22 protein-coding genes, 1 tRNA gene and 1 pseudogene are annotated in these 25,151 nt (G+C 55.6%); 10 read left to right on the top strand and 14 right to left on the bottom strand.

Features of this window, described 5'->3' with window-relative positions:
* Position 1 precedes the first annotated feature (1 nt).
* Positions 2 to 2,353: a TonB-dependent receptor gene (locus AO356_RS06800; protein ID WP_060739115.1), complete on the top strand. Its 2,352-nt coding sequence runs from the start codon at positions 2 to 4 to the stop codon at positions 2,351 to 2,353.
* On the opposite strand, the gene AO356_RS06795 is transcribed toward AO356_RS06800, so the two are convergent.
* Entirely contained in the window at positions 2,337 to 3,422 is a 1,086-nt protein-coding gene (locus tag AO356_RS06795) for a sensor domain-containing diguanylate cyclase (protein ID WP_060739114.1), read from the bottom strand. The genes AO356_RS06800 and AO356_RS06795 overlap by 17 nt on opposite strands.
* A 496-nt stretch (positions 3,423 to 3,918) precedes the next feature.
* Here AO356_RS06795 and AO356_RS06790 point away from each other — a divergent pair, with 496 nt between their 5' ends.
* Positions 3,919 to 4,284, top strand: coding sequence for a DUF6124 family protein (locus AO356_RS06790; protein ID WP_060739113.1), 366 nt, complete (start codon positions 3,919 to 3,921; stop codon positions 4,282 to 4,284).
* A gap of 301 nt (positions 4,285 to 4,585) precedes the next feature.
* On the opposite strand, the gene AO356_RS06780 is transcribed toward AO356_RS06790, so the two are convergent.
* Positions 4,586 to 5,773 carry an S-type pyocin domain-containing protein gene (locus AO356_RS06780; protein WP_060739111.1) on the bottom strand — a complete coding sequence of 396 codons (1,188 nt, stop codon included), beginning with the start codon at positions 5,771 to 5,773 and terminating at the stop codon, positions 4,586 to 4,588.
* 363 nt (positions 5,774 to 6,136) lie between these two features.
* On the opposite strand from AO356_RS06780, the gene AO356_RS06775 reads away from it, so the two are divergent.
* The gene (locus tag AO356_RS06775; protein ID WP_060739110.1) at positions 6,137 to 6,820 is read left to right on the top strand and encodes a hypothetical protein; all 684 of its coding nucleotides are present in this window, start codon (positions 6,137 to 6,139) and stop codon (positions 6,818 to 6,820) included.
* 120 nt (positions 6,821 to 6,940) lie between these two features.
* On the opposite strand, the gene AO356_RS06770 is transcribed toward AO356_RS06775, so the two are convergent.
* The 3 genes from AO356_RS06770 to AO356_RS06760 all read right to left on the bottom strand — a co-directional run bounded on the left by AO356_RS06770 (position 6,941) and on the right by AO356_RS06760 (position 8,975).
* Entirely contained in the window at positions 6,941 to 7,201 is a 261-nt protein-coding gene (locus tag AO356_RS06770) for a Rho-binding antiterminator (RefSeq protein WP_060739109.1), read from the bottom strand.
* An 84-nt stretch (positions 7,202 to 7,285) separates the two neighbouring features.
* Complete coding sequence (locus AO356_RS06765) at positions 7,286 to 8,173, bottom strand: dihydrodipicolinate synthase family protein (protein ID WP_060739108.1); 888 nt, start codon at positions 8,171 to 8,173, stop codon at positions 7,286 to 7,288.
* Between the two features lie 19 nt (positions 8,174 to 8,192).
* Entirely contained in the window at positions 8,193 to 8,975 is a 783-nt protein-coding gene (locus AO356_RS06760; RefSeq protein WP_060739107.1) for an aldolase, read from the bottom strand.
* 150 nt (positions 8,976 to 9,125) lie between these two features.
* On the opposite strand from AO356_RS06760, the gene AO356_RS06755 reads away from it, so the two are divergent.
* Both AO356_RS06755 and AO356_RS06750 read left to right on the top strand, forming a co-directional pair.
* Positions 9,126 to 9,692 (top strand): helix-turn-helix domain-containing protein, encoded by a 567-nt coding sequence (locus tag AO356_RS06755; RefSeq protein ID WP_060739106.1) that lies wholly within the window; start codon positions 9,126 to 9,128, stop codon positions 9,690 to 9,692.
* A gap of 499 nt (positions 9,693 to 10,191) precedes the next feature.
* Positions 10,192 to 10,551: a DUF6124 family protein gene (locus AO356_RS06750; RefSeq protein ID WP_060739105.1), complete on the top strand. Its 360-nt coding sequence runs from the start codon at positions 10,192 to 10,194 to the stop codon at positions 10,549 to 10,551.
* A gap of 172 nt (positions 10,552 to 10,723) precedes the next feature.
* On the opposite strand, the gene AO356_RS30705 is transcribed toward AO356_RS06750, so the two are convergent.
* The 6 genes from AO356_RS30705 to AO356_RS06730 all read right to left on the bottom strand — a co-directional run bounded on the left by AO356_RS30705 (position 10,724) and on the right by AO356_RS06730 (position 18,482).
* Positions 10,724 to 11,686: an HNH endonuclease gene (locus tag AO356_RS30705; protein ID WP_081015327.1), complete on the bottom strand. Its 963-nt coding sequence runs from the start codon at positions 11,684 to 11,686 to the stop codon at positions 10,724 to 10,726.
* A gap of 109 nt (positions 11,687 to 11,795) precedes the next feature.
* On the bottom strand, positions 11,796 to 12,446 hold the full coding sequence (locus AO356_RS30700; RefSeq protein ID WP_081015326.1) for an HNH endonuclease: 651 nt from the start codon (positions 12,444 to 12,446) through the stop codon (positions 11,796 to 11,798).
* Position 12,447: 1 nt separating this feature from the next.
* The gene (locus tag AO356_RS06740; RefSeq protein WP_060739103.1) at positions 12,448 to 13,089 is read right to left on the bottom strand and encodes a hypothetical protein; all 642 of its coding nucleotides are present in this window, start codon (positions 13,087 to 13,089) and stop codon (positions 12,448 to 12,450) included.
* A gap of 4 nt (positions 13,090 to 13,093) precedes the next feature.
* On the bottom strand, positions 13,094 to 15,364 hold the full coding sequence (locus AO356_RS06735; protein ID WP_060739102.1) for a sensor histidine kinase: 2,271 nt from the start codon (positions 15,362 to 15,364) through the stop codon (positions 13,094 to 13,096).
* A complete protein-coding gene (locus AO356_RS31585) occupies positions 15,361 to 16,641 on the bottom strand; it encodes an N-6 DNA methylase (protein WP_109791046.1) in 1,281 nt (426 codons plus the stop codon). The genes AO356_RS06735 and AO356_RS31585 overlap by 4 nt, the downstream gene beginning before the upstream one ends.
* Positions 16,642 to 17,105: 464 nt before the next feature.
* Positions 17,106 to 18,482: a hypothetical protein gene (locus AO356_RS06730; RefSeq protein ID WP_060739101.1), complete on the bottom strand. Its 1,377-nt coding sequence runs from the start codon at positions 18,480 to 18,482 to the stop codon at positions 17,106 to 17,108.
* Between the two features lie 91 nt (positions 18,483 to 18,573).
* Between AO356_RS06730 and AO356_RS06725 the strand changes: the two are divergent.
* Positions 18,574 to 18,771: pseudogene (locus AO356_RS06725) on the top strand (phosphotyrosine protein phosphatase); the annotation flags it as partial.
* A 34-nt stretch (positions 18,772 to 18,805) separates the two neighbouring features.
* Here AO356_RS06725 and AO356_RS32995 read toward each other — a convergent pair.
* From AO356_RS32995 to AO356_RS06710, 3 genes are all read right to left on the bottom strand, one after another.
* On the bottom strand, positions 18,806 to 19,870 hold the full coding sequence (locus tag AO356_RS32995) for a hypothetical protein (RefSeq protein ID WP_237140805.1): 1,065 nt from the start codon (positions 19,868 to 19,870) through the stop codon (positions 18,806 to 18,808).
* A 29-nt stretch (positions 19,871 to 19,899) separates the two neighbouring features.
* Entirely contained in the window at positions 19,900 to 20,229 is a 330-nt protein-coding gene (locus tag AO356_RS06715; RefSeq protein ID WP_060739098.1) for a hypothetical protein, read from the bottom strand.
* Between the two features lie 230 nt (positions 20,230 to 20,459).
* Positions 20,460 to 20,544: transfer RNA gene (locus AO356_RS06710), tRNA-Leu, on the bottom strand.
* Positions 20,545 to 20,652: 108 nt separating this feature from the next.
* Here AO356_RS06710 and queA point away from each other — a divergent pair.
* From queA to secD, 4 genes are all read left to right on the top strand, one after another.
* On the top strand, positions 20,653 to 21,702 hold the full coding sequence (gene queA / locus AO356_RS06705) for a tRNA preQ1(34) S-adenosylmethionine ribosyltransferase-isomerase QueA (protein WP_028237240.1): 1,050 nt from the start codon (positions 20,653 to 20,655) through the stop codon (positions 21,700 to 21,702).
* A gap of 14 nt (positions 21,703 to 21,716) precedes the next feature.
* Positions 21,717 to 22,832 carry a tRNA guanosine(34) transglycosylase Tgt gene (gene tgt, locus AO356_RS06700; RefSeq protein WP_161951757.1) on the top strand — a complete coding sequence of 372 codons (1,116 nt, stop codon included), beginning with the start codon at positions 21,717 to 21,719 and terminating at the stop codon, positions 22,830 to 22,832.
* A gap of 43 nt (positions 22,833 to 22,875) precedes the next feature.
* Positions 22,876 to 23,214 carry a preprotein translocase subunit YajC gene (yajC, locus tag AO356_RS06695; RefSeq protein ID WP_007916913.1) on the top strand — a complete coding sequence of 113 codons (339 nt, stop codon included), beginning with the start codon at positions 22,876 to 22,878 and terminating at the stop codon, positions 23,212 to 23,214.
* 63 nt (positions 23,215 to 23,277) lie between these two features.
* The gene (gene secD, locus AO356_RS06690; RefSeq protein ID WP_060739097.1) at positions 23,278 to 25,146 is read left to right on the top strand and encodes a protein translocase subunit SecD; all 1,869 of its coding nucleotides are present in this window, start codon (positions 23,278 to 23,280) and stop codon (positions 25,144 to 25,146) included.
* The last annotated feature ends 5 nt before the right edge of the window (positions 25,147 to 25,151 follow it).

The following is a 25,151-nucleotide window of genomic DNA, read 5'->3' as shown; positions in this document are numbered from 1 at the left end:
GATGCCGGGTTTGGGTTACCGGTTGTTCCTGCTCGGCGGCCTCTCGATGTTGCCCTGGCCGTCGGTCCAGGCCGAACAAGTGGCGCCCAGCGCCCTCACGCTCGACGCCACCACCGTCACCGCTCGCCGTCGCGAGGAAGACCCGCAACAGGTGCCGATCCCGATCAACGTCCTCTACGGCGAGCAACTGGACGAGGCCGGCCTGCACCGCCTGCAAGACATCCAACAGCGCGTGCCCGGCCTGGTGGTGTCCGGTCACGACGCCCGTTATGCCGGCTTCGGCCTGCGCGGCTTCGGCGCGACCGCCTACAACGATGGCCTGGAAGGCAGCGTCGGCACCTACGTCGATGGCGTTTACCAGGCGCGCCAGGGCATGGCCTTCACCGAGTTGATGGACATCGAGCGCATCGAAGTGCTGCGCGGGCCGCAAGGTACCTTGTTCGGCAAGAACACCACGGCGGGCGCGCTGAACATCATCACTCGCCAACCAACGTTTCAGCCCGAAGCCAACCTCGAAGCCAGCTACGGCGAGCGCGGCCTGCGGGAATATCGCGGGACGGTTTCCGGGCCGTTGCAGGACGACGTGCTCGCCGGCCGACTCAATGTCTTCGACAGTTCCACCGATGGCGCCGTGGAGAACCTCGAAGACGGCGCCCGCCTCGGCGACGCCGACAGCCATGGCCTGCGCGGCCAGTTGCTGTGGACGCCGACCGCCGACTTCAGCGCCCGCCTGATCGCCGACTATGCCGAGCAAAACGAAGCCGGCAACGTCCTGCTGGTCAATCACTACAGCCAGCAGACCCGCAAGCGCGCCCAGTTCCTCGGCTACCCATTGTCGGAGCCCGACCCTTACAAGCGCGAGACACGTATCGACGCGCCGGGTCATCCGCAAACCTTGCAGAACGGTGTCTCACTGGAACTGAACTGGGACCTCGACGAGGCGATGCGCTTGACCAGCATCACCGCCTACCGCGACTGGGACTACCGCGCCACCCGCGACAGCGACAGCACCGCGCTGTCGGTGGCCCAGTCCGAAACCGAGCTGGGCCACCGGCAGTTCAGCCAGGAATGGCGCCTGTCCGGCACGGTCGGTTCTTCCGTCGACTATGTGGCCGGGCTCTATTACCTGCGTCAACAACTCGATCGGGAGATCGACGCCGAATTCGGCAAGGACGCCGCGCCCTGGTTCGTCGGCGATCAATTGGAGCAATTGCAAAAGCTCTACGGCATCACGTTCACCGATCCGAAGCAGGTGCCGGCGATGCTGCTGGACGGCGCCCGGCAACGCTATGACGGCGAGCAGAAGGGCGACAGCCGAGCCCTTTTCGGCCAGCTCTCCTGGCGCCCGATCGACCCGCTGGAGCTCACCGGCGGCCTGCGCTACAGCCAGGAGCGCAAGGATGGCTGGGTCTCCCGCGACGTCAGCAACCTCGCCCCGCTGACAGGTTTGCCGCCGGTGTTCCAGGCCGGTGGACAGTTGCTGCGCGACATTGCCCTCGGTGGTGCTTATTACCGCGAGGATTCGATAAAAGAAAACAACGTCTCCAGCCTCCTCAGCGCCAGCTACCGCTTCAGCGATGGAGTGATGGGCTACGTCAGTTGGTCGCGGGGCTACAAGGCCGGGGGCATCAACTTCGACGTGGTCGGCCCGTTCACCGCACCCACCTTCGAGCCGGAGCGGGCCACGTCCCTGGAGCTGGGCATGAAGACGCGTTTCTGGGATGAGCGCGCATTGCTCGACCTCGCCGTCTACCAGACCGACGTCGACAACTACCAGGCGCTCACCTACAGCCCGCCGACGTCCATGTTCGCGCCACCGCTGCGGGACAATCTGATCAACGTCGGCAAGGTCCGCCTGCGCGGCATCGAGCTGGATTCCGCCTGGCAACTCACCCCCCGACTCACCGGGCGCCTGGGCCTGGCCTGGAGCGACGCGCGCTACCGCAGCTTCCCCAACGCCCCGTGTCCGCCGGCCTCGGGCCAATGGACCTGTGACCTCAGCGGCGACCGCCTTTACAACGCGCCGGAATGGAACCTCAGCAGCGGCCTCGACCACACCCATCCGCTACCCTATGGGCTGGAAGCCTACAGCGGCATCGACTACAGCTTTCGCACCGGCTACTCCGGCACCCTCGAAGGCGGCGAAGGCAGCTATCAACCCAGCTACGGCCTGACCAATTTGCGCCTGGGCCTGCGCAGCCAGGACCGCGCCTGGGAAGTGGAAGGCTGGGTGCGCAACGTCTTCGACCGCAACTACATCACCGCCGTCTATTCACTGCTCGGCGCCGGTGACTATGGTGTCATGACCGGCAGCGAACGAACCCTCGGCACCACCGTCAGGCTTCGCTATTGAGCGAAATAAACCGCGTCGGACAAAACGCCAGACGATTGCCGCCGGCCTTTTTCGACAGGTACATCGCCTTGTCCGCCTTGCTGATCAGCCCATCGACCTCCTGCCCATGCTCAGGAAAAAACGCCACGCCGATACTGGCGGCAATCTCCACCGTTTGCGCACCGATCACGATCGGCGCATTGGCCGCCGCCAGCATCCGCTTGAGCAACGGCTCGCTGTCCTCCACCGCCTGCAAACCCACCAGCCCCGCCACGAACTCATCGCCACCGAGCCGCGCCAACGTATCGCCTTCACGCAACGTCGCATTGATCCGCGCCGCGACAATCTGCAACACCCGATCCCCCCAGTCATGGCCATAACTGTCGTTCAGTGCCTTGAACCCATCCAGATCAATGAACGCAATGGCCACCTTGTGCTGGTGAATCCGCGCCTTGCCCAGCGCCTGGCGCATCCGCTCGGCCAACAGCAAGCGATTGGGCAGTTGCGTGAGGGCGTCATAACGGGCATCGCGCTCCAGTAACTGAAGGCGTTGCTTCACCTGCGTCATGTCGCTGAGCAGCGCCACATAGTGCTGCACGTTACCGTGACGGTCATGCACGGCACTGATGCTGATGCGCGACGTCATCTCCCGGCCATCCTTATGGTTGCTTTGAATCTCACCGGACCAATGCCCGTGGAAATCCAATGCGTTCTTCATCGGCGCATAAAACGCCGCGAGCCGACGCACCATGCGATGGGAGTTCAACTCCCGGCCCCTTACCTCGTCTTGGCCGTAACCGGTCAGGCGGGTGAACGCCTCGTTCACGGCGATGACCCGGCCGAATGGATCGACCAGGATGATGCCTTCGCGGGCATGGCTGAACACGGTGGCGGCCAGCTCTGGGCACACGGTGTTGAGGCGACGGTCCAGAGCGGCTTCGTCACGGGTGGCTGGCCATGTTTCGGAGTCGAAGCCTTGCTGCGCCAGATAGCCGGCCAGGGATGACAGCGCCCGGTGCAGGCGGGTCAGGGCATTCGTGGCGAGCCTGGAGTTGAGGCAATAGCTCCGGATGAAGGTGTGTAGGTTCATGGGAGTACACGTTGCTCGGCTGCAGCGGTAGGGGGTGAGTGAAGAAGGCATTATCGAGGCGGGGATTGGCGGGGGAGTTTGCTGGAGCGGATGGGAGCTTTGCGCAAGGGGATGGAGTGGAAAGATTTTTTGCCTGGGATGTAGGAATGTCAGGCGGGGCTGTCAGTCGTTGGGCAGACGGGCCTCGCCAGCCGACGTCGCCTTGCGCCTTTGCCTACAACTACGCCAGAATCCGCCGGCTTGTTCGCCTTGGGCTGCATCGGTAGTTTGGGACCTGTCACTGCTCATCAGTGATCGGGTTTAGTCGCCCGTCGTTGCTAAGTCGCTCAAGCGTCCATCAGTCAGGTATCCCCATCCCTGCACTCGATGGTGGCTGTGCGCAGGGCGCCCTCGGGCGCGCCGATTCCTTAGCTCGTCGGTCGACTAACCTGCGTACAGCTGCCTCCCAATCGTTTAGTCGCGAGCGGGACGTAGCCCAACCAAGAGAGCTAAGGCTATGGTCAAAATTACACCGAATCCTCCAGTTACAGATACAGACGAACCCACATCACGGGCCCAATCGGCTCGCAACAAAAAGCTCGACGAAGCGGCCACTCGTGCCCTGGATTACTACCTGAAGCCCAAGCCTAAGGGCGAAACGTCTGACAAGTCCGACTCCATTTTACGGATCGACCCTGGGGTTGATTCTGAGTGTTTGCTTGCGAATCTCAGTGAGAACCTCGCTTCGGCGAATGCCATGATCAACGATTTGGCGTTTGATCTGGATGGGTCCCGGCGTCATGTGGCGTTGGGGATTTTGCAGGTGATCGAGGTGAGTGAGTTGTTGGCGAATCGGGCGTTGGATATTGTTGAGGTGAGGTAGCCGAGGCGCTTGCTCTCAGGACAAGAAAGGTCTTGCAGCTAGGCCTTTCTCGTCCTGAAAAACTTGCCTCTGCTTTTCAATTAGTTGCTGCTAGTTAAAAAAAACAACAGGTTTCGGGGCAGTTCTATAGAACACTCAGATTCCAACGCTTTAAGTTGAGATGTATTCAGTTCGTAATCGTAAAAATAGTCTTCTTCTTTGGTCCAGTTCATTATTTTTGCTAGAACTTGAGTGTCAATGCAGAGCGTTTTTTCGTATGAGGCGAAATCGTCGCCGTCAATTACCCCCATTATTTTGTGTTTCATGGTTCTATCCACCTCGTTGGGTCGGCTGGTTTGGTTTGGGCCCCCGTAATATGGTCGAATTCGCCCAAGTGCTTCCCTCGTTTGTTATATTTTTCTACTGCGCCATGCTGAAAATCCCATTCATATATTATTTTGTCATTATCTTTCCAGCGAGGACGTAATCCTCCTCCTTTCATGCGGGTTTTGGGTGGCGTCCACTTCGCACTTGGAAAAGCAGGTAAAGAATCTGGTTTCGGGTGGTAGTCATGATGAGCCGTACTCACCACAACATAAACCGGCCGAACCCCCGAATCCGCCGGAAACACCAGAATGAAATCCCTATACTCCGGCGGATAGATCGGATCGACAATAATGCTGTCGGCCACCGGTGTCGGCGGATAGATCCAGATGTTAGGTGCCTGTGGCGCCGCTTCCAGGGCAGGAATGCCGAGGGTGTCGGACGGGGCGGTGGCCGGGGTCCAGATCAGCTCGATGCCATCACCCAGGTCGGCGACGAATTGATCGGCCCGTGGGGTGAATTGGACAACATCGACCATTTCCCAGTCGGAGTTCTGGCCGGTGTAGAAGCCATAGCCCTTGAGACTGCCGTCGGCCTGCTGCTCGATGCTCAGGCGCATGCGGCTACGGGCCTGCTTGAGGTCGCGTAACTGATCTTCGCTGTAAAGCGCGCTGTCGCCCAGATTGGACGGCCAGAGTAGGGCGACGATACCTGTCAGCAGAGCTGCGCCTACGGTACCGCCGGCAGCGGCAGCCGTAGAAGTTGCCGAACCGCCCAGCGCGAGCCTGCCCAAGGTAGCGGGTACCGTGCCAGCGCCGATCCGCTTGAGGGGGATCGTGCCGGACGGGTCGGCGCTCCTGCCCCCGAGCCACATGAGATCGCCGTACTGCTTGACCAGATCCGCCGGGACGTAGCCGCTGGGGTTGTTGTAGTCGATGATGCCGTTGGGGAGCTTGCAGCTCTTGGCAAACACGCTTCCGGTCATGCTGGATAACGGCTTGCTATCCACCGTGGCCCAGCGCATTTGTTCGTAGGCTGCCTGGCGGGCAAGCATGGCTTCATGAGCCTGCTGCAGGGCGTCGCGCTCGGCCAGTTCGCTGGCGCTCATGTCCCGATAAGTGAGGTGATGCCCGTCACCGCCGGGCGGGTTGCGAACCTGGGGGATGTCTTTTTCGCGTGTCGCCACGTAGTGAGTCTCGTCCGCTAAATGCAGGAAAGACGCTAACGCGGGAAGAGAGGGGGGTGATGTAGGAGGTTTCTTGAAGTGGTTGTTCCGGTTTCCTCAATACAGGTAGGGCTGGCTGTGAGGGGCGGAATAAGCTGAAGCGTCAGCGGGGGATGTCAGTCATTGGGCGGCAATCAGCATGCATCTGAGTGCTACCAAAAAAAGATAACACTCTCTAGCCCGTTCGGCGCGTTGCCACTCCCAGCATTTTGTCCCCCTTGCTCTTTAGTGCCGTGGCTTCTCTCTACACGCGAAGCAGGAATACTCGCTGCTCGACCGGGAGTCATTTAATATCTCGACCTCGTCCAATACGTGGTCTCGTCCATGCAGTCTCTCGAAAATGCGCTGCTTTCCTACGCCACACAGCACTTGCCATCACTTCCCCATACCTATACCTGGACGTTCGATACCGCTCTCGTCCACCATTCATTCAAATGGGAGATCGACGGCTCGAACTGGTACGAAAAAGCGCGCGCCCTGAAGCGACATGTCGCCCAGGAGTGGACCACGTCGCCCGAGCAACGAATGGCCCTCGCAGACTACGCGGTGCGCGTGTGGGGCGGTATTGGGGGAAATAAGCTCGCGACGATGCAAGGCTACGTTCAGACCGTGTCAGAGGGGCGGGTGCCGGACAAGCACAAGGGCATCGCCTCATGGTCGAAGGTGGCGGCATTCTCGAATCCAACCGAGCACGCCATCTTCGATGCGCGGGTTGCATTTTCCCTGAACGTTCTACAGGTGCTTCACTGCGATGAGCAACGCTGGTGGTTTCCGCACTTGGCGGGTCGAAACACCCACCTCAACGCCTGTTGGCCCCGCTTGAAAACTCAGGCGCGTGAACAGCGCTGGATTCGAATTGCAACGACCGATGTCTACCCGACCTACATCGAGTTGCTGGTGAACGTCTCCCGAAAACTGGATGTGGAGATCGGTGACGTGGAGATGCTGCTCTTTTCGAAGGCGGAAGATTTTGCCGGGGCCTTTAACGAGGCCTATCCCCCGTCCTGACCACCAAAGCACCCCCGGCACTTATCGAAAGGGGACGGCAGGCAGTTTTCCCGTGGCGAGGGAGCTTGCTCCCGCAGGGCTGCGCAGCAGCCCCAAAACCTCCCAGCCCGGCAGACTCCGCTACGCTAGCACAACCCGACCAAACCGGGCGTTGTCATCCTGCGGCGTAATCGCCAGCAACTGATCAAGGCGAATCTCTCGGCGACCTTCCGCAGTTTCCACATCAAGAAACTCCTCCCGCGTGGGGGCGGTGCGCGTGGTGATCGCACGGGCGGTCAGGCGTTGGCCGTCAGTCAGTTCGATGTCCAGGGTGTAGCCGTACAGGCAGGCGATCTCCAGGTAATCATGCAGGTCGCAGTTCAACGGTTGATAGGTCTTCATCTCAAGTGACCCCCAATGGAGCGAGCGGACAGGTTAGGGCGCCACCTGTCCGTCGCAATATTAGAACTCAGCGCCCTTCGTGAATCAGAGCAGTTGTTTCAACATCGCCTGCAGTTGCTCGTTACGGGCGTCATCCAGTGGAAAAACCGGCAGCCGTGGGTCGCCGACTTCCAGGCCAAGAGTACGCAAACCGGCCTTGATGGTGGCGGGCAAACCGCCCTTGAGGATGAAGTCCAGCAGCGGCAATTGACGATAGAACAACGCCCGGGCCTGGCTCAGGTCGTTGGCCAGGACAGCGGCGTACAGGTCGAGGTTGAGCTGCGGGATCAGGTTCGGCGCGGCAGTGCACCAGCCCTTGGCCCCGGCGGCGAAGGCTTCCAGCACCAGCGGGTTGCAACCGTTGTAGAACGGCACCTGGCCTTCGCCCAGCAACTGCAGCTTGTGCATGCGCTGAATGTCGCCAGTGCTTTCCTTGACCATGGTGACGTTATCCACCGTGTTGAAAATCCGCAGGATCAGCTCCACCGACATGTCGATGCCGCTGGTGGCGGGGTTGTTGTAGAGCATGATGGGCAGGTCGATGCTGGCGCCGATGGCCTGGTAGTGCGCGAGGATTTCCGCCTCGCTCAGTTTCCAGTACGAGGCCGGCAACACCATCACCACATCGGCGCCCTTCGCCTGGGCAAAACGTGCGCGGCGTACCGCCTTGGCGGTGGTCAAGTCAGACACGCTGACCACGGTCGGCACCCGACCGGCGACGCGGGCGATGCTGAACTCGCTGACCTGGTCCCACTCGGCGTCGCTCAGGTAGGCGCCTTCGCCGGTGCTGCCCAGGGGCGCGATGGCATGCACGCCGCTGTCGATCAGACGGTCGATGGACCGGCCCAGTGCGTCCAGGTCCAAGCCCTGGCCGTCGGTGGAGAAGGGCGTGATGGTGTAGCCGATGATGCCGTGGATGTTGGGGGTAGACATGGCTTCGCTCCTGGTGGGTTCAGTTCAAGCAATCGGCGTGTTGGCGCAGGTTCTGCCGGGCGTAGTAGTTGAAGGCGGCCGCATGGCGCTTGGGGCGGGCGATCCAGTCGTGGGCTTCGCGGCCCAGGTGAGGCAGGATCGGTTTCACCTCGCCGGCGGCCATGGCCAGCAATTGCAGCTTCGCGGCGCGTTCGATCAGTTGGGCGATGTTGCAGGCTTCTTCCACGGTGGCACCGGTGGACAACTGGCCGTGGTGGGAAAGCAGAATGGCGCGCTTGTCACCCAAGGCTCCGGCGATCAACTCGCCTTCCTCGTTGCCCACCGGCACCCCCGGCCAACCCTCCAGAAAGGCGCAGTCGTCGTACAGTGGACAGAGGTCCATGTGAGAAATCTGCAGCGGCACTTCCAGCATCGACAACGCGGCGATGTGGGTCGGGTGGGTGTGGATGATGCAATTCACATCCGGCCGGGCGCGGTAGACCCAAGTGTGAAAGCGGTTGGCCGGGTTGGGCATGCCATGGCCCTCCAGCACCTCGAGGTCTTCATTGACCAGCAACAGGTTGCCGGCGGTGATTTCATCGAAGCCCAGGCCCAATTGCTGGGTGTAATAGGTGCCCGGTTGCGGCCCGCGCGCGGTAATCTGCCCCGCCAGCCCTGAGTCGTGGCCGTTCTCGAACAGGATGCGGCAGGTCAGGGCCAGCTTTTGTCGTACAGTCCACGTATTATCCGGCAGTGTTTTCTGCATCTGGTTAACAGCATGCTGGACCAGTTGGTCCTTGGGCGTCGCCAGTGTCTTGCTCATATCCGTTCTCCTGATTCGTTCTTTGACCGTTCTTGATCCGCGTCATGGAAGCTGTGAAAGGAAGGTGCTAATGACACTAAATAGACTATATGACACAAAGTGTCATTAGCAATCGCAGATTGTCCGTTTCTCTGGAAATGTTGGTTACCTATGTCCATTCGCTTAAAATTGCTCAGGAAAAAACTCGGTATGACACTGGACGTCCTGGCCGAAAAAACCGGGATGACCAAGAGCTACCTGTCCAAGGTGGAGCGGGGCTTGAGCACGCCCTCCATCGCCACGGCACTCAAGCTCGCCAAGGCCCTGAGCGTGAAAGTCGAGGAGCTGTTCTCCGAAGAAAACGTCTCCCTCGACAGCTACAGCCTGGTGCGCAGCGAAGACCGCCAATCCCTCGCGGCGAGCAGCGGCAGCTCCGAATACGCGGTACTGGCCCATCAAGTGTCCGAGCGCAGCCTGCTGCCCTTCATCCTCTACCCGGCGGCTGAATTCACGGCCCATCACGCGTTCAAGGAACACACCGGAGAGGAGTTCCTGTTCGTGCACGAGGGCCAGGTGGAAGTGGACTTCATGAACGAGCGCGTGCTGCTGAACCGTGGCGATGCCCTGCATTTCAATGCGCAGAAACCCCATCGGCTGCGTTCGGTGGGCGACGTCCAGGCGCAGTTGCTGGTGGTGGTGCATAGCGATGAGTCGGCGGAGAAGGGCGAGGGCGCCTAACAGCTCCAATCGCAGGTAACCAACGTGGCGAGGGAGCTTGCTCCCGCTGGGCTGCGCAGCAGCCCCCTCCTATAAGCGCCTCGCCACAGACCTTCCGACAGCCTCAACTGAACGGCATCGAGCACCTGCCCGGACCAGTCGAGCGGCGTCTGTCAGTAAAGACCGACAGACACCAGCGACAACGCCTCGCCAAGCCACAGCGCCTTGCGCCTTTGCCTACAACTACGCCAGAATCCGCCGGCTTGTGCGCCTGGGGTTGCGTCGGTAGTTTTGGACCTGTCACTGATGGTCAGTGATCGGGTTTAGCAGCTCGCGGTGAAACAGGTTGTGCAAGGCGTCATCCAGTCAGGATTCCCCATCCTGCACTTGATGGTGGCTGTGCGCAGGGCGTCCCCGGACGCGCCGGTTTCTTGTTTCCCCGGTCTGCTAACCTGCGTACAGCTGCCTCCCATCGTTTAGCAGCGAGCGGGTGATGGCTCCTACTACAGGAAGCAAGACGATGGTAAAAGTTACTCCGAACCCTCCTGCGGCAGACGAACCTACGTCCCGCGCCCAATCTGCCCGCAACAAGAAAATCGACGACGCTGCTACGCGAGCGTTGGATTACTACCTGAAGCCCAAGCCTAAGAGCGAAACGTCTGACAAGTCGGACTCCATTTTTCGGATTGATCCGGATGTTGATTCTGAGTGTTTGCTTGCGAATCTCAGTGAGAATCTGGCTTCGGCGAATGCCATGATCAGTGATTTGGCGTTTGATCTTGAAGGATCACGGCGGCATGTGGCGTTGGGGATTTTGCAGGTGATTGAGGTGAGTGAGCTGTTGGCTAATCGGGCGTTGGATATTGTTGAGGTGAGGTAGGGCGGCAGTGCTACGTGCCGCCCGGACTAAAAAAGGTCTTGCCCAGCAAGGCCTTTTTATGAGCCGAGGGAGACTCGACTAGGCTATATAATTCGAGGTCTTCAGAGCTATTTCTGGCTAAGGGATACAAGCGGGGATACAGCTCTAACCCCGCTGGGCATCCAATGCCGCATCATATGTCTCGAACGTGATTCTGAGCTATCAACGAAAAAGACTGATTCAACGTCTCCCGGTCAATCGAGAAGTGTGCATCTCGATGACAATTTGGACAGAGCGCGACGCAGTTAGAAACGCGATCACTAACCTCCACTCCAAAAATATGGTGTACATCAAGAAAGCCAGTGTAAGGACGGCTCGCTCCGCATCCAGGACGTTCGCATCGACCTTGGCACCGCCTGATCACAGCTTTCCGCACATTCGGATCTCTAGCTACCCTAGACACCGTTGCTAGAAAACGAGACGCTTCATCGCGGCCGAGGAGCGATAAATCGATTCCCGGCAGATCGTTGACTGTATCGTCAACGCGTTCAATGAGATTTTTTAAAAGTGGCCGCTTGGAGAGATCTTCTACTCCATCCCACTTCCAGAGGGCATCTGCCACTTTGTGCGCTTCCTCAAACCTGTCATCCATCAGCCACATTGTAGGGCTGCCCCCATTGACGGCATGATTCTTCTTAAGGCGTCCTAATCTGCCCGCTGCTATCAGCTCAGCGCTTATCTTTTTTTGTTCATTAATAATTCCAGCAATGGCGGAAACTGGAATCAATGCAGCAAAAACAATATCGCTGCCAAAGCGCTGCACCAAGAGAGCATGTGTAATCCCTCGCGGGCCTTCGCGATCTACGATTTGAACAATGGTTTTATCCCAATCTCCATGGCTCAAACGAGCACGTAGCTGCGCTGCAGAATATTTTTCTTTACGATCCTCCCACCGCCAGCACAGTCGCACTCGTGCCCTAAACCATCGGCCCTCAGGGCTTCTGGCGGAAAGTAGCTGTGAGTGTCCTATACGAACATCGCTGATGTCTGTGAATCCTCTGCTTTCCAGGAAAGGTTTGAGCATTTCACGAGTGGACGTCTCTGCTTGAATACTTTCAGGTGTACGAAATGCTCGTTTCTGGGGTGTCGATTTCATTCATAATCACCGGTAGTAGTTGACAGTAAGGTTAAAAAATATGCCTTCCTACAAGACTAGTAACGCAGCAAGTAGCCTCATGAATAAATTATCGATACGTAGGTCAATTTTACGAAATTTTTTTATGAAGCATATTTAGGGCATCAGTTAACAAATTTTTCGCCTCACGTAGCGAGTTGACCATTTCGCGTGCGATGTTTCTGTCGAAGTCCTCGCTCTGCATGTATTCAACGATTACTTTTAGTTTTTGGTCCACTATCTCGTTGAGCTGCATCGCCTTGTATAAAATGGTTCGCTTTCTTCTCAGTTGTATTCTTGATTCTCTATTGAGATGAAGAAGTTCAAGCATGTATTTTGCTACGGTTCCTTTCGTTAAGAGTCTTCCTGATGGTTCAACTTCAAAATAGTCTGATAACGGTTCTAAGAAAGGATCAATAAAGCCAACGGTGCCATCGTGGGACGCATGTACATGAAAGTACATGTTGGTGGGCCAGTTTTTAGATTTCCATATGTTGCATTTGGAACAGGCTAAAACTAAGTTGTTAGGATCGCTCTTCAAGCTTGAAAAATGCACAAACGGTCTAAAGTGGTCGATGTGAAAACCTTCGTCTCCGTGTTCTGACAGAAGCGCGTCACAATAGACGCAGCGCTCTTGGCAGTCTTCTTTTATTTCTGTGAAGTAATGGTGGTAGTCTGCGTAATATGTATTGTCAGGTTTTTTCGAGTAGTTGGTGCGGCGAGTGAGGGTGGGATAGAACATCTTATTTTTCACCCGAAAGTAATTTTTCTATATTGTTTAATGTGTCCTCCTGTTCATCTAGTTTTCTTTTAAGCTCCATGGTCATGGTTGACTCTTCAATGGCTGCGGGAGCTTCTCTCCAAAATTTTAGCTCACTTAGCTCCAATGCTTCTTCTGTCGATATCTCAGATAATACATATTTTTTCAATAAATTAACAAAGCGCTGTTCTCGCTCATCTACGATCTGTTCGTAAGCGTTGATGTGGCGAACCATCCTTTTAATAGCGCTGTCCAAGGCGACCCCTCCATCCGCGAAGTCGTCTTTGCTTAATATGTACTCAACACTTTCTAAATTGTCATCAATCTCGTCTGGATGGTTGCTGAGGATGTAAATAGGGATTTTGCTGTCAAGCTGTCTATATGCATCTGCTAATTGGCTTCCTATGTAGTCAGCAGTTCCTGCCACCTCAAGGTGCTCATCAACTACAATGGACGCGATTCTAGGGCGCATGCTGCAGATAAACTTCAGCATCTCAGGGAGAGTGGGTTGAGGTAGTGAGCAAATGATCTCTAGCTCTGGCGGCAGGTTTTTCCTTAATTCTCGACCGTAAGAGTCTAGAGCGCTTTGTTCCTCATCAATATAAAGCACAACATTCTTTTCCATGAGGTTACGCCTTGAGATTTGTATTTAATGGTATATTAATTGTAAACTCTGCTCCGCCAAGTCTACCCTTCGCTATCGAGGAAATGTTTCCACCTGTATGATTATCCACGAAGCTTTTAACAATGGAAAGACCCATGCCTGTGCCTTCTACCGATCCTTTCCTGTCGAGTCGAGTACTATACATAGGTTGGAAGATTTGATCTTCTGTTCCTGACTCTAACCCAAATCCACTATCAGCAAAGCTAATAGTCATGTAATCATTCGTTTCATGAATGTGAACTGATATAAACCGTTCGCCTATTGCTGTTTTTTTGAGCGCCCATATAGAGTTGGATATTAGGTTTACAAAGATGCTTTCCAGATCTATTTCAAAGGCAACGATCTTTCTTTTGGTTTCGCATGTGACGCTTGTTTCGATATTCTGTCTTTCCAAGGATGCACTTAAAGCTTTAAATACGCCTGAAGCTACGTCGCCAATATGAACTGCTTTACGCCTTCTTTTGTCTGGTTTGATATTTCCCAAGGCAAATGAAGCAAAGTTTCTTACAAAGCCTGTGCTTGAAATTATTGTTTTTAAGCAGTTTGCGAACTCCTCGTCATAAGGAGGTGTGAGCATAAATATACCGCTTTCGAAACTATCTCTTAAATTTTTTGCATTAACTAGTGATAGATTTGTGAATTCTTTTGCTTCATGACCGAAACAGACAGTTAGTATGCCTAATGATGCTAGGTTAGCTAACGTGTCTTTCTCATGCTCTAGTTCTTCGGCCTTTTTCTCTAGATGGGTTTCCAGCTCGCTTGCTCGGGCTGCCGCCTCTGCCAACCTAGATTCAACCTCGGCGATTCTATTCATCAAAATGTCAGGTTCATCAACGCTGATGTTTTTGTGCTCACCAGAGTCAGCGTGATGTTGAATGTTTTTCGAAATTGATTCTTTTAGCTCTTTGACTACTTTTGTAGTGTCGGATATAGCTCTTTTGGCTAGCAGCTTCTTTTCTTCTGTATCAGAGTCGTCATCTTCCTCTCGCGCAATTTGATGAGCGTAAAGTTCAAAGCGATCGATAATTTTTACACAGAAAGCGCGCATGTCGTAATATGCTTCTGACTCAACGATGCCCTCACGATTTGTTTGATCTTCTAAGAGGGGGTTAGTTTGTCTACCTATAAATACTGCGCCAATAACTTGGTGTGGCCCGACTTTCCAGCCACCTTGTTTTACCCCTCCAGGGCTACGTGCGCGGCGAATGCCAAGGTCTAGCCAATCCCCCTTGCCTGTGGGTTCACCATAAGGACGCACCCTGAATCGATCTCGATAAATACGTATACCCTGGTTTGCGTTCATGAACTCCCGCCAGTTACGCTTGGTGAAGTCTACGTTCTTTAGGCCAGGGGCATCCCACGGAATAAAGTACATTTTGAGCTTTAACGGACCAGAGCTAGGCAGCGGAGGGCGATCTTTAATCCAGTTTTTCCATTCTTCTGCATCGATTGTAAATTCACGACCGTCAGAGTATTTAAATTTAGCATTAATGATTTCGCCATCAAGCTCCGCATCGACAACCCAACGTGCGTACTCAACAGCGGATGAACTAGAGACGTTTCCGTTTACTTCCGGGTAGTCCGATTTAATCGAAATTGAAAAGTCATTAGCTTCATCAAAAGGTGATATTAAAAGTGAAAGCTCTTTTTTTAGGTCGGTTAAAAGACTAAGATTCCAGTCGTCTTTTAATCCTTTCAGAATAATCCTTGTGCCAGAGTTCTTCTTGTTAGTCGGGAATTTTCCGTATTCATCTTGAATTTGGGTGGAGTATTTATATAGTTTGTGCTTGATTTGGGATAGGGGCTTTTCTGAATTTTCGTATGCCTCCCATTGTATTTGAAGCTCCAGTGCAATTTGTTCGCTTTCGCGCTTTGTCTGCAGGATTAAAGTCTTGCAAAGTCTATCCGCGCCAAGCCGGCCAAGACCTTTTGCGCCAGTGTATATTCTTTCTTTTTCCGAGATGTCCTGATGCGTCTTATGGCTTGTGCCTATAATTAACCAATTTTCTTTAACATCATCATGAGACATGCCTTCCCCATCGTCTTCAATTATGAGGGTTGGAAGGCCTTCTTCTGAAAGGGTGAATTTGAGTTGCACATTTTTCGAGTCGGCGTCGTAAGAGTTTTTAATAAGCTCGGAAATAGCAACCATAGAGCTTGATATGCTTTGCCGTCCGAGCTGAATGGGTAAGCGAGCAGCAATCTCAAAAGGCAGCTCATCTAGCAATTCTTTCATTCAAACCTCCATGGTATTTCGGATATTGCCGATACGGTGAGGTGACGGCATCGAATTCTATTGTTCAGAAACTCATTGATGTGGTTCTCTTTGAGTAACTCTGAAAGTTCGCGGCATTTTTCTAAACTTCCGTTCCGTGGAGTTAGTACGATAAGGTGGTTCTCGACTGCGACTAATCTCTTTCCTAGCACCAGTGTCGGTACGGCTCTATGCCTATCTCTAGGCCCCGATGTCCTTCGGATAGCAACGAAGGGCGGCTGGAAAACCCTTCCTAAAAACCTACGGCTTTCCGGGATCTTGCTTATTTCTCCCCAGCGAGGAAGTGTTTTTGGATGAATGTATGAGTACAGCTTCCCTTCATGAGGATCCCGGTAGGGAACTACCGCTCCGACCGCAACTTCAAAAAAATCTCGAATTTTGGGAGCGCCCTCCGTACCTAAAGTTTCCACCGTCTGCCACTCTACGGTGTTGTAGCTTTGTCGGTCAACTAAGCCGTTGAGGATGAATATGTCAATATCAGTTTGTTTGTCGAATCTACCTTCGACTACGACGTTGGACATGGCCAGTGCGGGCTCGACGGTTCTACGCCATGCTTCGAACCTACTTCCGCTTCTAAGAACATCGGGAAGAATAGCCGAAACTGAACAGCCGTCTTTTAAGATGAGTGACAATTCATAATAATAGATCGCTGCGTTATTAATTTTTCCATTGGCCCAGCTATAGTTTGCTGGCGTCTTTGAGTTGTTGTAAGGCGGGTTAAGTGCTAGATGTGTGGCCTTAGTTATTAAGGGTAATTGATCTAGGCAGTTGCCAACATGAATGTTGGTTAGTAGATTTAGAAGTTCTGGAAGGCTCTTATCTGCCTCCGCTCCTCTCACTAGGGTTTCTAGTATTAGTCTTAGCTTGGTGCAGTAAACAAACTCCGGGAATAGGTCAATTCCACAGAGCTGTTTTCCCCACTTTTTTAAAGTATCACTAGCTAATGGCATTATAGCGAGCTTTCTTGAGGCGGCAACAAGAAGACTTCCCGATCCACATGTTGGATCTACGACCAAAGCGCTATCGTCTATAGGTGCGTTGAAAGCGTTAATCGCTTTCTCCGCCAAGTTTTCGCTGGTAAAGAATACGCCGGACTCGCGTAGAGTCGCTATGTCTATCAGTTCTCTTACTTTTGCTGCAGTGACATTACTGTGATTGGAGTACTCCGAATTAGAGTCTTTTCTCCATAGATGGAAGACTTGCTCGAGTTTTGTATTGTATTCCGCAAAGCCTTCCATTTGTTCCTCATCATGAATCTGGTGTGTTTCTGTGTATGGTTTTGGGTAGATAAATATTTAAAGCTGTGATGTCTACAAGGTTTTTATTCGCAAAATTCCATTTTGCGTAGCCTTCAAGATGAGAAAGCATTTGGACGTCACTCAGCAGTCTTGATGGAATCACGATCCTTAGCACAAATATACAGCAGTGCTCGAGCGGCACACGAGCAGGATCTGAGCATCCAGTCGGTGAATTCGGTTAAAATATGCGTCAGGACCGGTTTGAGACGTCATTGAGCTTCGAGCAATGGTTTTGACGGGTCTAGTTTCTAGCGGTTAGGTCACTGTACTCAGCAACAAAGACGGACGTCCCAGCAGATTTCTCAGCTAGAGGAAAGCTGCGAATCTGATAACCCGTAGGGGGCGACCCCTAGGAAGGACCCATGATTCCAGGTTCGCGAGCTGGCCTGAAGTCGCTTACAAGGTCAGAGCTGATGATCTGTGCAAAAAGGGGACTGTGCAAAAAGGAGACGGCTAAGCAGCTTGGATACGCGGGTCGCAGCAACCCATGCAAATTGGCCAAAACCGACCAGCAGACGCTTCAGTACACGCAGACACTGGCCCAGCCGATACCGTGCAGCCCTAAAAACACGACGCCTATCAGCCGCAGGCCGTGCATCGATCAAACACAGCTTGGTAGTCGCCAAGGCCACTTTCGCTCCGACCGCTACGGCGACAGCAAGGAAATACAGCCAACGGTGATTCTTGGCCTTGTCATGTTGGCTGACTAGCGCCGACAACTGCTTCAAGGAAGGCTTGGCACCGGCGAGCCAGGGAATAATGCATTCGCTGGCTAAGGCTACGGTGTGGCTGCTGATATTTTTGTCTACAAGTCCCGGCGGACCATCAGGATTGACCGAGCAATAACCACGGGGGACGTACTCACAGGTGCTGGAGAGCGGCGATGAGCGCGACATGCCATTGGAAAAGTGCTTCACGGGGCACAACCGTTGGTTGTAGTCGTTGATCTCTGTGCGAATGGCGATCACGTCCTCATCGCTTAGGGTTCTTCTATTCGCGGCGTAGAACCCTTTGGAGTCGTCCGGTGCGTAATCCATGAAGTAGCTGGCTTCACCTTCCTTGATATGAGTAAAGGTCCACTGCGAATCGCTGCTCCACTGGCACGACTTCAGGCTACCCAAGTCATTGGCCTTACAGTAATCGTCGTAGCGCCTGATTTGGCTCAACAGGAACGCGCTGGCGTCCTGGATGCTTGCTGTCGCCTCCTTCAGCAGTGCGGCGTCTTCATTGGCACCGTTGTCCGCCACGAAGAACACCGCTGCGACCAATGCCAGCGGAAACCAGAAGTGATCATATATTTGGCGGAAGCGTTCGGTGAGGTTGAGGTTGTCATAAATAAGGACCATGACACCCCATCCAGTGAGGGCGCAAAGCATCAACAGGGGAATCAGCCCGACTTCGCTGCCCAGCTTCCCAACGCCGTTGATGGTGTAGCGGATGGGCAGGTAATTGATGGTTGGGAAAAGGCCCAGGCAGTTCAACACGCCAGGTAGGAACAGGAGCGCGAAGAAGATGAACACGCCTCGCTTCTTGCTCACGGTAAAGGCCGTTGCTGCCAGCAGGGGAATCAGCAGCAATGACAGCATCATCAGATAGCCCAGCGTGATCACCATGGCTTCATCAGGCGACCAGTAAGTTCCGATGATTTGCCCGGCGTCGTTACGCCCGGTGAAGGTCGATGATACGACGCCAAGGCCTTCCAGGATCTGGTGTAGGTTGTAGGCCGCGCCGTGGAGGAACTTTACGTAAGGGTAGAAAAAATCCCCTATTGAAATTGACATCAATCTGAGTCCTTCAATTTTTTTGCCATTCCGTGGTTACGTGGAGGAGAGCGGGAAAAACGGCCAGATTATGGGTGAGTCTATCCGAGGCGGCCCAGCGGATATCCGTTGGGCCGATGTCATTTTTGTGATGGAGCGCAAGCACGAGCATCGTCTACGGGCAGGGTACGCTCGGCTGCTTGAGCACAAGCAGCTGCATGTTCTGGATATTCCCGATGACTATCGCTTCATGGATCCTGAGCTGGTGGACATGCTTGAGCTGGCGGTGACGCCGTACCTGTGTATTTGAGCATTTAGGGCAATCTTCACGAGCCGCCCTTTCCTCAATGGCTAGGCGAAACGATCAGGCTCACAGGGAGTTCACCCGCAATCTCCGATAACTCCGTTCGCAATGCCATGGTGTTCTTAACAAGGCCGCGAGGGTCGTAAACGAAGAAAATGATTGCATGGCATTCGGGATGGGCACGATAGCGTGCGATATCCAGGATCAGCTCGTCGGCTAGCGACCTTGCGGTCATACCGTCGCGCGTCATCTTGAGTTCAATAAAGAGCCCATGTTCAGGCAGGAGGAAGTCTGCGCGGGTGCCGCCTGCTGCCATGCTCGGGGACGGCTCTTCAGGCTTTACGTTATCGAACTGCAATCTTAGCAACGCGTTGACCAGAAACTGGACGTCGTATTCATCGTCAAGCTGGATTCCCTTTCGGCCGCGTGGGCGGTGTTCCAGGTCTTTCGCAAAACGGTGAAAACGCAGCAGCATGCGCTCGATGATCTGGTCGGCTCGCTCTTGGGGGGCGGGGAGCACGGGCATATCAAAGGAGAAATGCTCTTGGAGTATCTGTTCCTCAAACCTGCGCTGCGCTTTTGGTGGCCCTTGGAAAATTGCGCAGGCTGTTAGCCCGATCAGAACCAACTCGATGGTCAAAAACAAAACAAGATAGCCTATGGAGACGGTCACTTTGTACTGGCCATCAAGCTTGTATTTGCTGCCTCCTCCCTGCCTGGGCTCGTCTCGTGGCACCAGTTTCAGGTTGAAAGTGACCATCACCCCGCCAATTCGATGTACGCCCTGTAAACCATGCAGCGAATCCAGGTCGATCTCCCCGCGGTTATACAGGTCGAGCAGAGCAAAGACCTCCCGGGATGCCCGTTGATACTCTTCGCTATTGATCACCTCAAGCACTGCGGGATTGGTAAGCCCCGAGTCCTCAAACCGTGGGGCTATCCAGGAGCAGTAGGTGAGGATGGGCATGAACACCAATATGGTGAAGCCGACCTTGGCGAACATGCGCCAGCGCCGGTTCTCCATCACTAACTCGCCCAGCGTGTCGTTTTCGCTACTGCTAAGAAAAAATGCAGAGATCCATTTCAGCAAAACGTATTTCTCCAAGATGTTCGGTTGCGCCAGGTCCCGCAGGTTTACTGGATATCTTTCAGGTAATCCCTAAGGGCTAGAAGCGGGCCCCGAAGCTCTTCTACCGTTCGGGAAGCGCCGAAGTCAGTCGCTAACCGCTCGAGTTCCCGTCCCAAAGCTGTATTGCTTCCCCCAATTGCCTCCAGCGCCAAGTCCAGGCAGTGCTGCACTTTCGCCTGGATAGTTTGGATGTTTTCTCTGCGCACCAACAACCCAAACACCTCCCGATCACACCCGCCCATCAACGGATCATCCCGCAGGATCGGGCTGTGACCCTCTGTCTCATAGGCCAGCTTGAGGGAGTAAAGAGCGACTGTTTCCAGCAGCAATTCCATGGGGTGAAATCCTTTGTCAGCGGGTGAGGAGGGGCGGTGGAGCTGGGTCAATTGGGCGTCGCAAGGCGGAGCATTGGTGGAGGTCGTGAGATCTTTGTGAGCGCTTCGCGCTCAAGCGGGAGCAAGCTCCCTCGCCACAGGGGTTGCGGTGTTCTTGTGGGTGTGGGCACGGTAGACACTTTTTTGCAGACGAAAAAAAAGACCTTGAATTTCAAGGTCTTTCTTTAAGATGGTGCCCCGAGGGAGACTCGAACTCCCACTCCTTTCGAAAACGGATTTTGAATCCGCCGCGTCTACCAATTCCGCCATCAGGGCTCAATGGCGGCGAAGTATAGAGAGGTGCCTACCGTTGGTCAATCACGTTTCATGGTGAATTTTTGATATTTCCGCTAGACTTTCCGGCCCTGCTAGACGAACCCCATCATGCGTGTTGCTGACTTTACCTTCGAACTCCCGGATTCGCTGATCGCTCGCCACCCTCTGGCCGAGCGTCGCGCCAGTCGACTGTTGACCCTGGATGGGGTCAGCGGTGCCATGGCTCACCGTCAATTCACTGATTTGCTTGAGCATTTGCGCCCGGGCGATTTGATGGTGTTCAACAATACCCGGGTGATTCCGGCGCGGTTGTTTGGCCAGAAGGCCTCCGGCGGCAAGCTGGAGATTCTGGTGGAGCGGGTGCTGGACAGTCATCGTGTGCTGGCCCATGTGCGCTCCAGCAAGTCGCCCAAGCCGGGTTCGTCGATTTTGATCGACGGTGGCGGCGAGGCGGTGATGGTGGCGCGGCATGATGCGTTGTTCGAGCTGGAATTTGCCGAAGAGGTGTTGCCGCTGCTCGACCGTGTCGGGCACATGCCGTTGCCTCCTTATATAGACCGCCCGGACGAAGGTTCGGACCGCGAGCGTTATCAGACCGTGTACGCCGAGCGCTTGGGGGCGGTGGCGGCGCCGACGGCGGGGTTGCATTTCGACCAGCCGTTGCTGGAGGCGATTGCCGCCAAGGGCGTGGAGACCGCGTTCGTGACGCTGCACGTGGGCGCTGGCACGTTCCAGCCGGTGCGGGTCGAGCGTATCGAAGACCACCACATGCACAACGAATGGCTCGAAGTGAGCCAGGACGTGGTCGATGCCGTGGCGGCCTGTCGCGCTCGAGGTGGTCGGGTGGTGGCGGTGGGGACCACCAGCGTGCGTTCCCTGGAAAGCGCTGCCCGCGATGGCGTGCTCAAGCCGTTCAGTGGCGACACCGATATCTTCATTTACCCGGGCCGACCGTTCCATGTGGTCGATGCCCTGGTCACCAACTTTCATTTGCCCGAATCCACGCTGTTGATGCTGGTTTCGGCGTTCGCCGGTTATCCCGAAGCCATGGCCGCCTACAAGGCCGCCGTCGAGCATGGATACCGCTTTTTCAGCTACGGTGATGCGATGTTCATCACCCGTAACCCCGCGCCACGCGGACCCGAGGAAACAGTATGAGTCGCACCTGTCGCATGTCCTTCGAGTTGCTCGCCACCGATGGCAAGGCTCGTCGCGGTCGTCTGACCTTCCCCCGCGGAACCGTGGAAACCCCGGCGTTCATGCCGGTGGGCACCTACGGCACGGTCAAGGGCATGCTGCCACGGGACATCGAGGCGATTGGCGCGGAGATCATCCTCGGCAATACCTTCCACCTGTGGCTGCGCCCGGGCATGGAAGTGATCAAGGCCCACGGCGACCTGCACGATTTCATGCAGTGGAAGGGCCCGATCCTGACCGACTCCGGCGGTTTCCAGGTGTTCAGCCTGGGCGCGATGCGCAAGATCAAGGAGGAGGGCGTGACCTTCGCTTCTCCGGTGGACGGTTCCAAGGTGTTCATGGGCCCGGAAGAGTCGATGCAGGTGCAGCGCGACCTGGGCTCGGACATCGTGATGATCTTCGACGAATGCACGCCGTACCCGGCCGATGAAGACGTGGCGCGGGTGTCCATGGAGCTGTCGTTGCGCTGGGCCCAGCGTTCGAAGAATGCCCATGGCGAAAACACCGCGGCGTTGTTCGGTATCGTCCAGGGCGGCATGCACCGCGACCTGCGCATGCGCTCCCTCGAAGGCCTGGACAAGATCGGCTTCGACGGCCTGGCGATTGGCGGGCTGTCGGTGGGCGAGCCCAAGCACGAGATGATCAAGGTGCTCGATTACCTGCCAGGGGAAATGCCTGCTGACAAACCTCGTTACCTTATGGGCGTTGGCAAACCGGAAGATCTGGTTGAGGGTGTGCGTCGCGGGGTGGACATGTTCGATTGCGTGATGCCAACCCGTAATGCCCGCAATGGGCATCTGTTCATCGACACGGGTGTGCTGAAGATTCGTAACGCGTTCCATCGCCATGATGATTCGCCGCTGGATCCGACGTGCGATTGCTACACCTGCCAGAACTTCTCCCGCGCTTATCTGCATCATTTGGACAAGTGCGGCGAAATGCTCGGCAGTATGCTCAATACCATCCACAATTTGCGCCATTATCAGGTGCTTATGGCTGGTTTGCGCGAGGCTATCCAACAGGGTACATTGGCCGCCTTTGTCGAGGCCTTCTATGCCAAGCGCGGGTTGCCTGTACCGCCTTTGGACTGAGTTTTCCGATCCCTAGATTCAATACTTGCAACTGGAGTGCTAAATGAGCTTTTTTATCTCTAATGCCATGGCTGACGCGGCTGCACCTGCTGCTGCCGGCCCTATGGGCGGTGGTTTCGAGTGGATTTTCCTGGTCGGCTTCCTGGTCATCTTCTACCTGATGATCTGGCGTCCACAGGCCAAGCGCGCCAAAGAGCAGAAGAACCTGCTGAGCAGCCTGCAAAAGGGCGATGAAGTGGTCACCACCGGCGGTATCGCTGGCAAGATCACCAAAGTGGCCGACGACTTCGTGGTACTGGAAGTGTCCGACACTGTTGAAATGAAGTTCCAGAAGGGCGCTATCGCGGCCACGTTGCCAAAAGGCACACTGAAAGCGATCTAAGTAACAACTTCTATTCAATCGACGGGGCGCGCAAGGCGCCCCGCGTCATAAGCGGGCGGCGTGATGCTGAACAAATACCCTCTGTGGAAATATGTACTGATCCTGGCGGTGCTGGCGGTCGGTCTGATTTATTCCGCTCCCAATCTATACCCGGATGACCCGGCCATTCAGGTCAGTGGCGCAAGCACTGCGCTGCAGGTCACCCAGGCCGATCTGGACCGTGCGAGCGCTGCGCTCAAGGCGTCCAATATCGAGGTCAAGGCTGCGTCCATTGCCGAAAACGGCAAGGGCGGCCTGCTGCGCCTGGTCAAGTCGGAAGACCAGTTGCCAGCCAAGGACGTGGTGCGCAAGGCGTTGGGCGACGATTACGTTGTAGCCCTGAACCTGGCCCAGACCACCCCGCAATGGCTGCGCAAGCTTGGCGCGCATCCGATGAAGCTGGGCCTGGACTTGTCCGGTGGTGTGCACTTCCTGCTGGAAGTGGACATGGAAAAAGCCCTCGACGCGCGGATGAAAGTCTACGAAGGCGACGTCAAGAGCCTGCTGCGTAAAGAGCGCCTGCGCTATCGCAGCCTGCCGCAACTCAACGGTGCCATTCAGCTGGGCTTCAGCGATGAAGATACCCGCGAGCAGGCCCGTGCGCTGATCCGCAAGAACTTCAACGATTTCGACATTGTGCCGGCCGACCTCAATGGTCAGGCGGTGCTGCGTCTGGCGATGACCCCGGCCAAGCTGGCGGAAATCCGCGAATACTCCATCAAGCAGAACTTGACCACGGTACGTAACCGCGTCAACGAACTGGGTGTGGCCGAGCCGATCGTGCAGCGCCAGGGCGCCAACCGCATCGTGGTTGAGCTGCCAGGCGTGCAGGACACCGCCGAAGCCAAGCGTATCCTTGGTAAAACAGCCAACCTGGAATTCCGCCTCGGCGCTGAACCGGGGGCGTCCAAGGCCACCACAGAGAGCTTCGAGTTCCGTGAAGGCGGTCGTCCGGCGGCGCAGATCGAGCGTGGCCTGATCATCACCGGTGACCAGGTGACCGACGCCCAGGCGGGCTTCGACGAGCAGGGTCGTCCGCAGGTGAACATCCGTCTCGACGGCCACGGTGGCGAACTGATGAGCCGCGCCACGCGCAGCAACGTCGGTCGCAGCATGGCGGTGATCTTCATCGAGCAGAAACCGACCACCACCTACACCAAGCAAGTGGTCGACGGTGTCGAGAAAGACGTCGCGGTGCAGACCTTCAAGGAAGAGAAGAAGATCATCAGCCTGGCGACCATCCAGTCGCCACTGGGCAGCCAGTTCCGCATCACCGGCCTGAACGGCCAGGGTGAATCCTCGGAACTGGCCCTGCTGCTGCGTGCCGGTGGCCTGGCCGCGCCGATGTACTTCGCTGAAGAACGCACCATCGGCCCGAGCCTGGGTGCCGACAACATCACCAAGGGTATCGATGCATCGCTGTGGGGCATGCTGTTCGTCTCGCTGTTCATCATCGCCATCTACCGTTTCTTCGGCATCATCGCCACCGTCGCGCTGGCGGTGAACATGGTGCTGCTGCTGGCCCTGATGTCGCTGCTGGGTGCTACGCTGACCCTGCCGGGTATCGCCGGTATCGTGTTGACCATGGGCATGGCGGTGGACGCCAACGTGCTGATCTTCTCGCGGATACGTGAAGAGATCGCCGCGGGCATGACGATCCAGCGGGCAATCAACGAAGGCTTCGGCCGGGCATTCACCGCGATTCTCGACTCCAACCTGACCACGTTGCTGGTCGGCGGGATTCTCTTTGCCATGGGCACCGGCCCGGTCAAGGGCTTCGCAGTGACCATGTCCCTCGGGATCTTTACCTCGATGTTCACAGCCATCATGGTGACCCGCGCAATGGTCAACCTGATCTTTGGCGGTCGTGACTTCAAGAAGTTGTGGATTTAAGGGGC

It is taken from the genome of Pseudomonas fluorescens, from assembly GCF_001307275.1.
GTDB classification, from domain to species: Bacteria; Pseudomonadota; Gammaproteobacteria; order Pseudomonadales; family Pseudomonadaceae; genus Aquipseudomonas; species Aquipseudomonas fluorescens_AA.
Note: the sequence above shows the minus strand (reverse complement) of the source record. Positions and strands in the feature narration are given on the sequence as shown.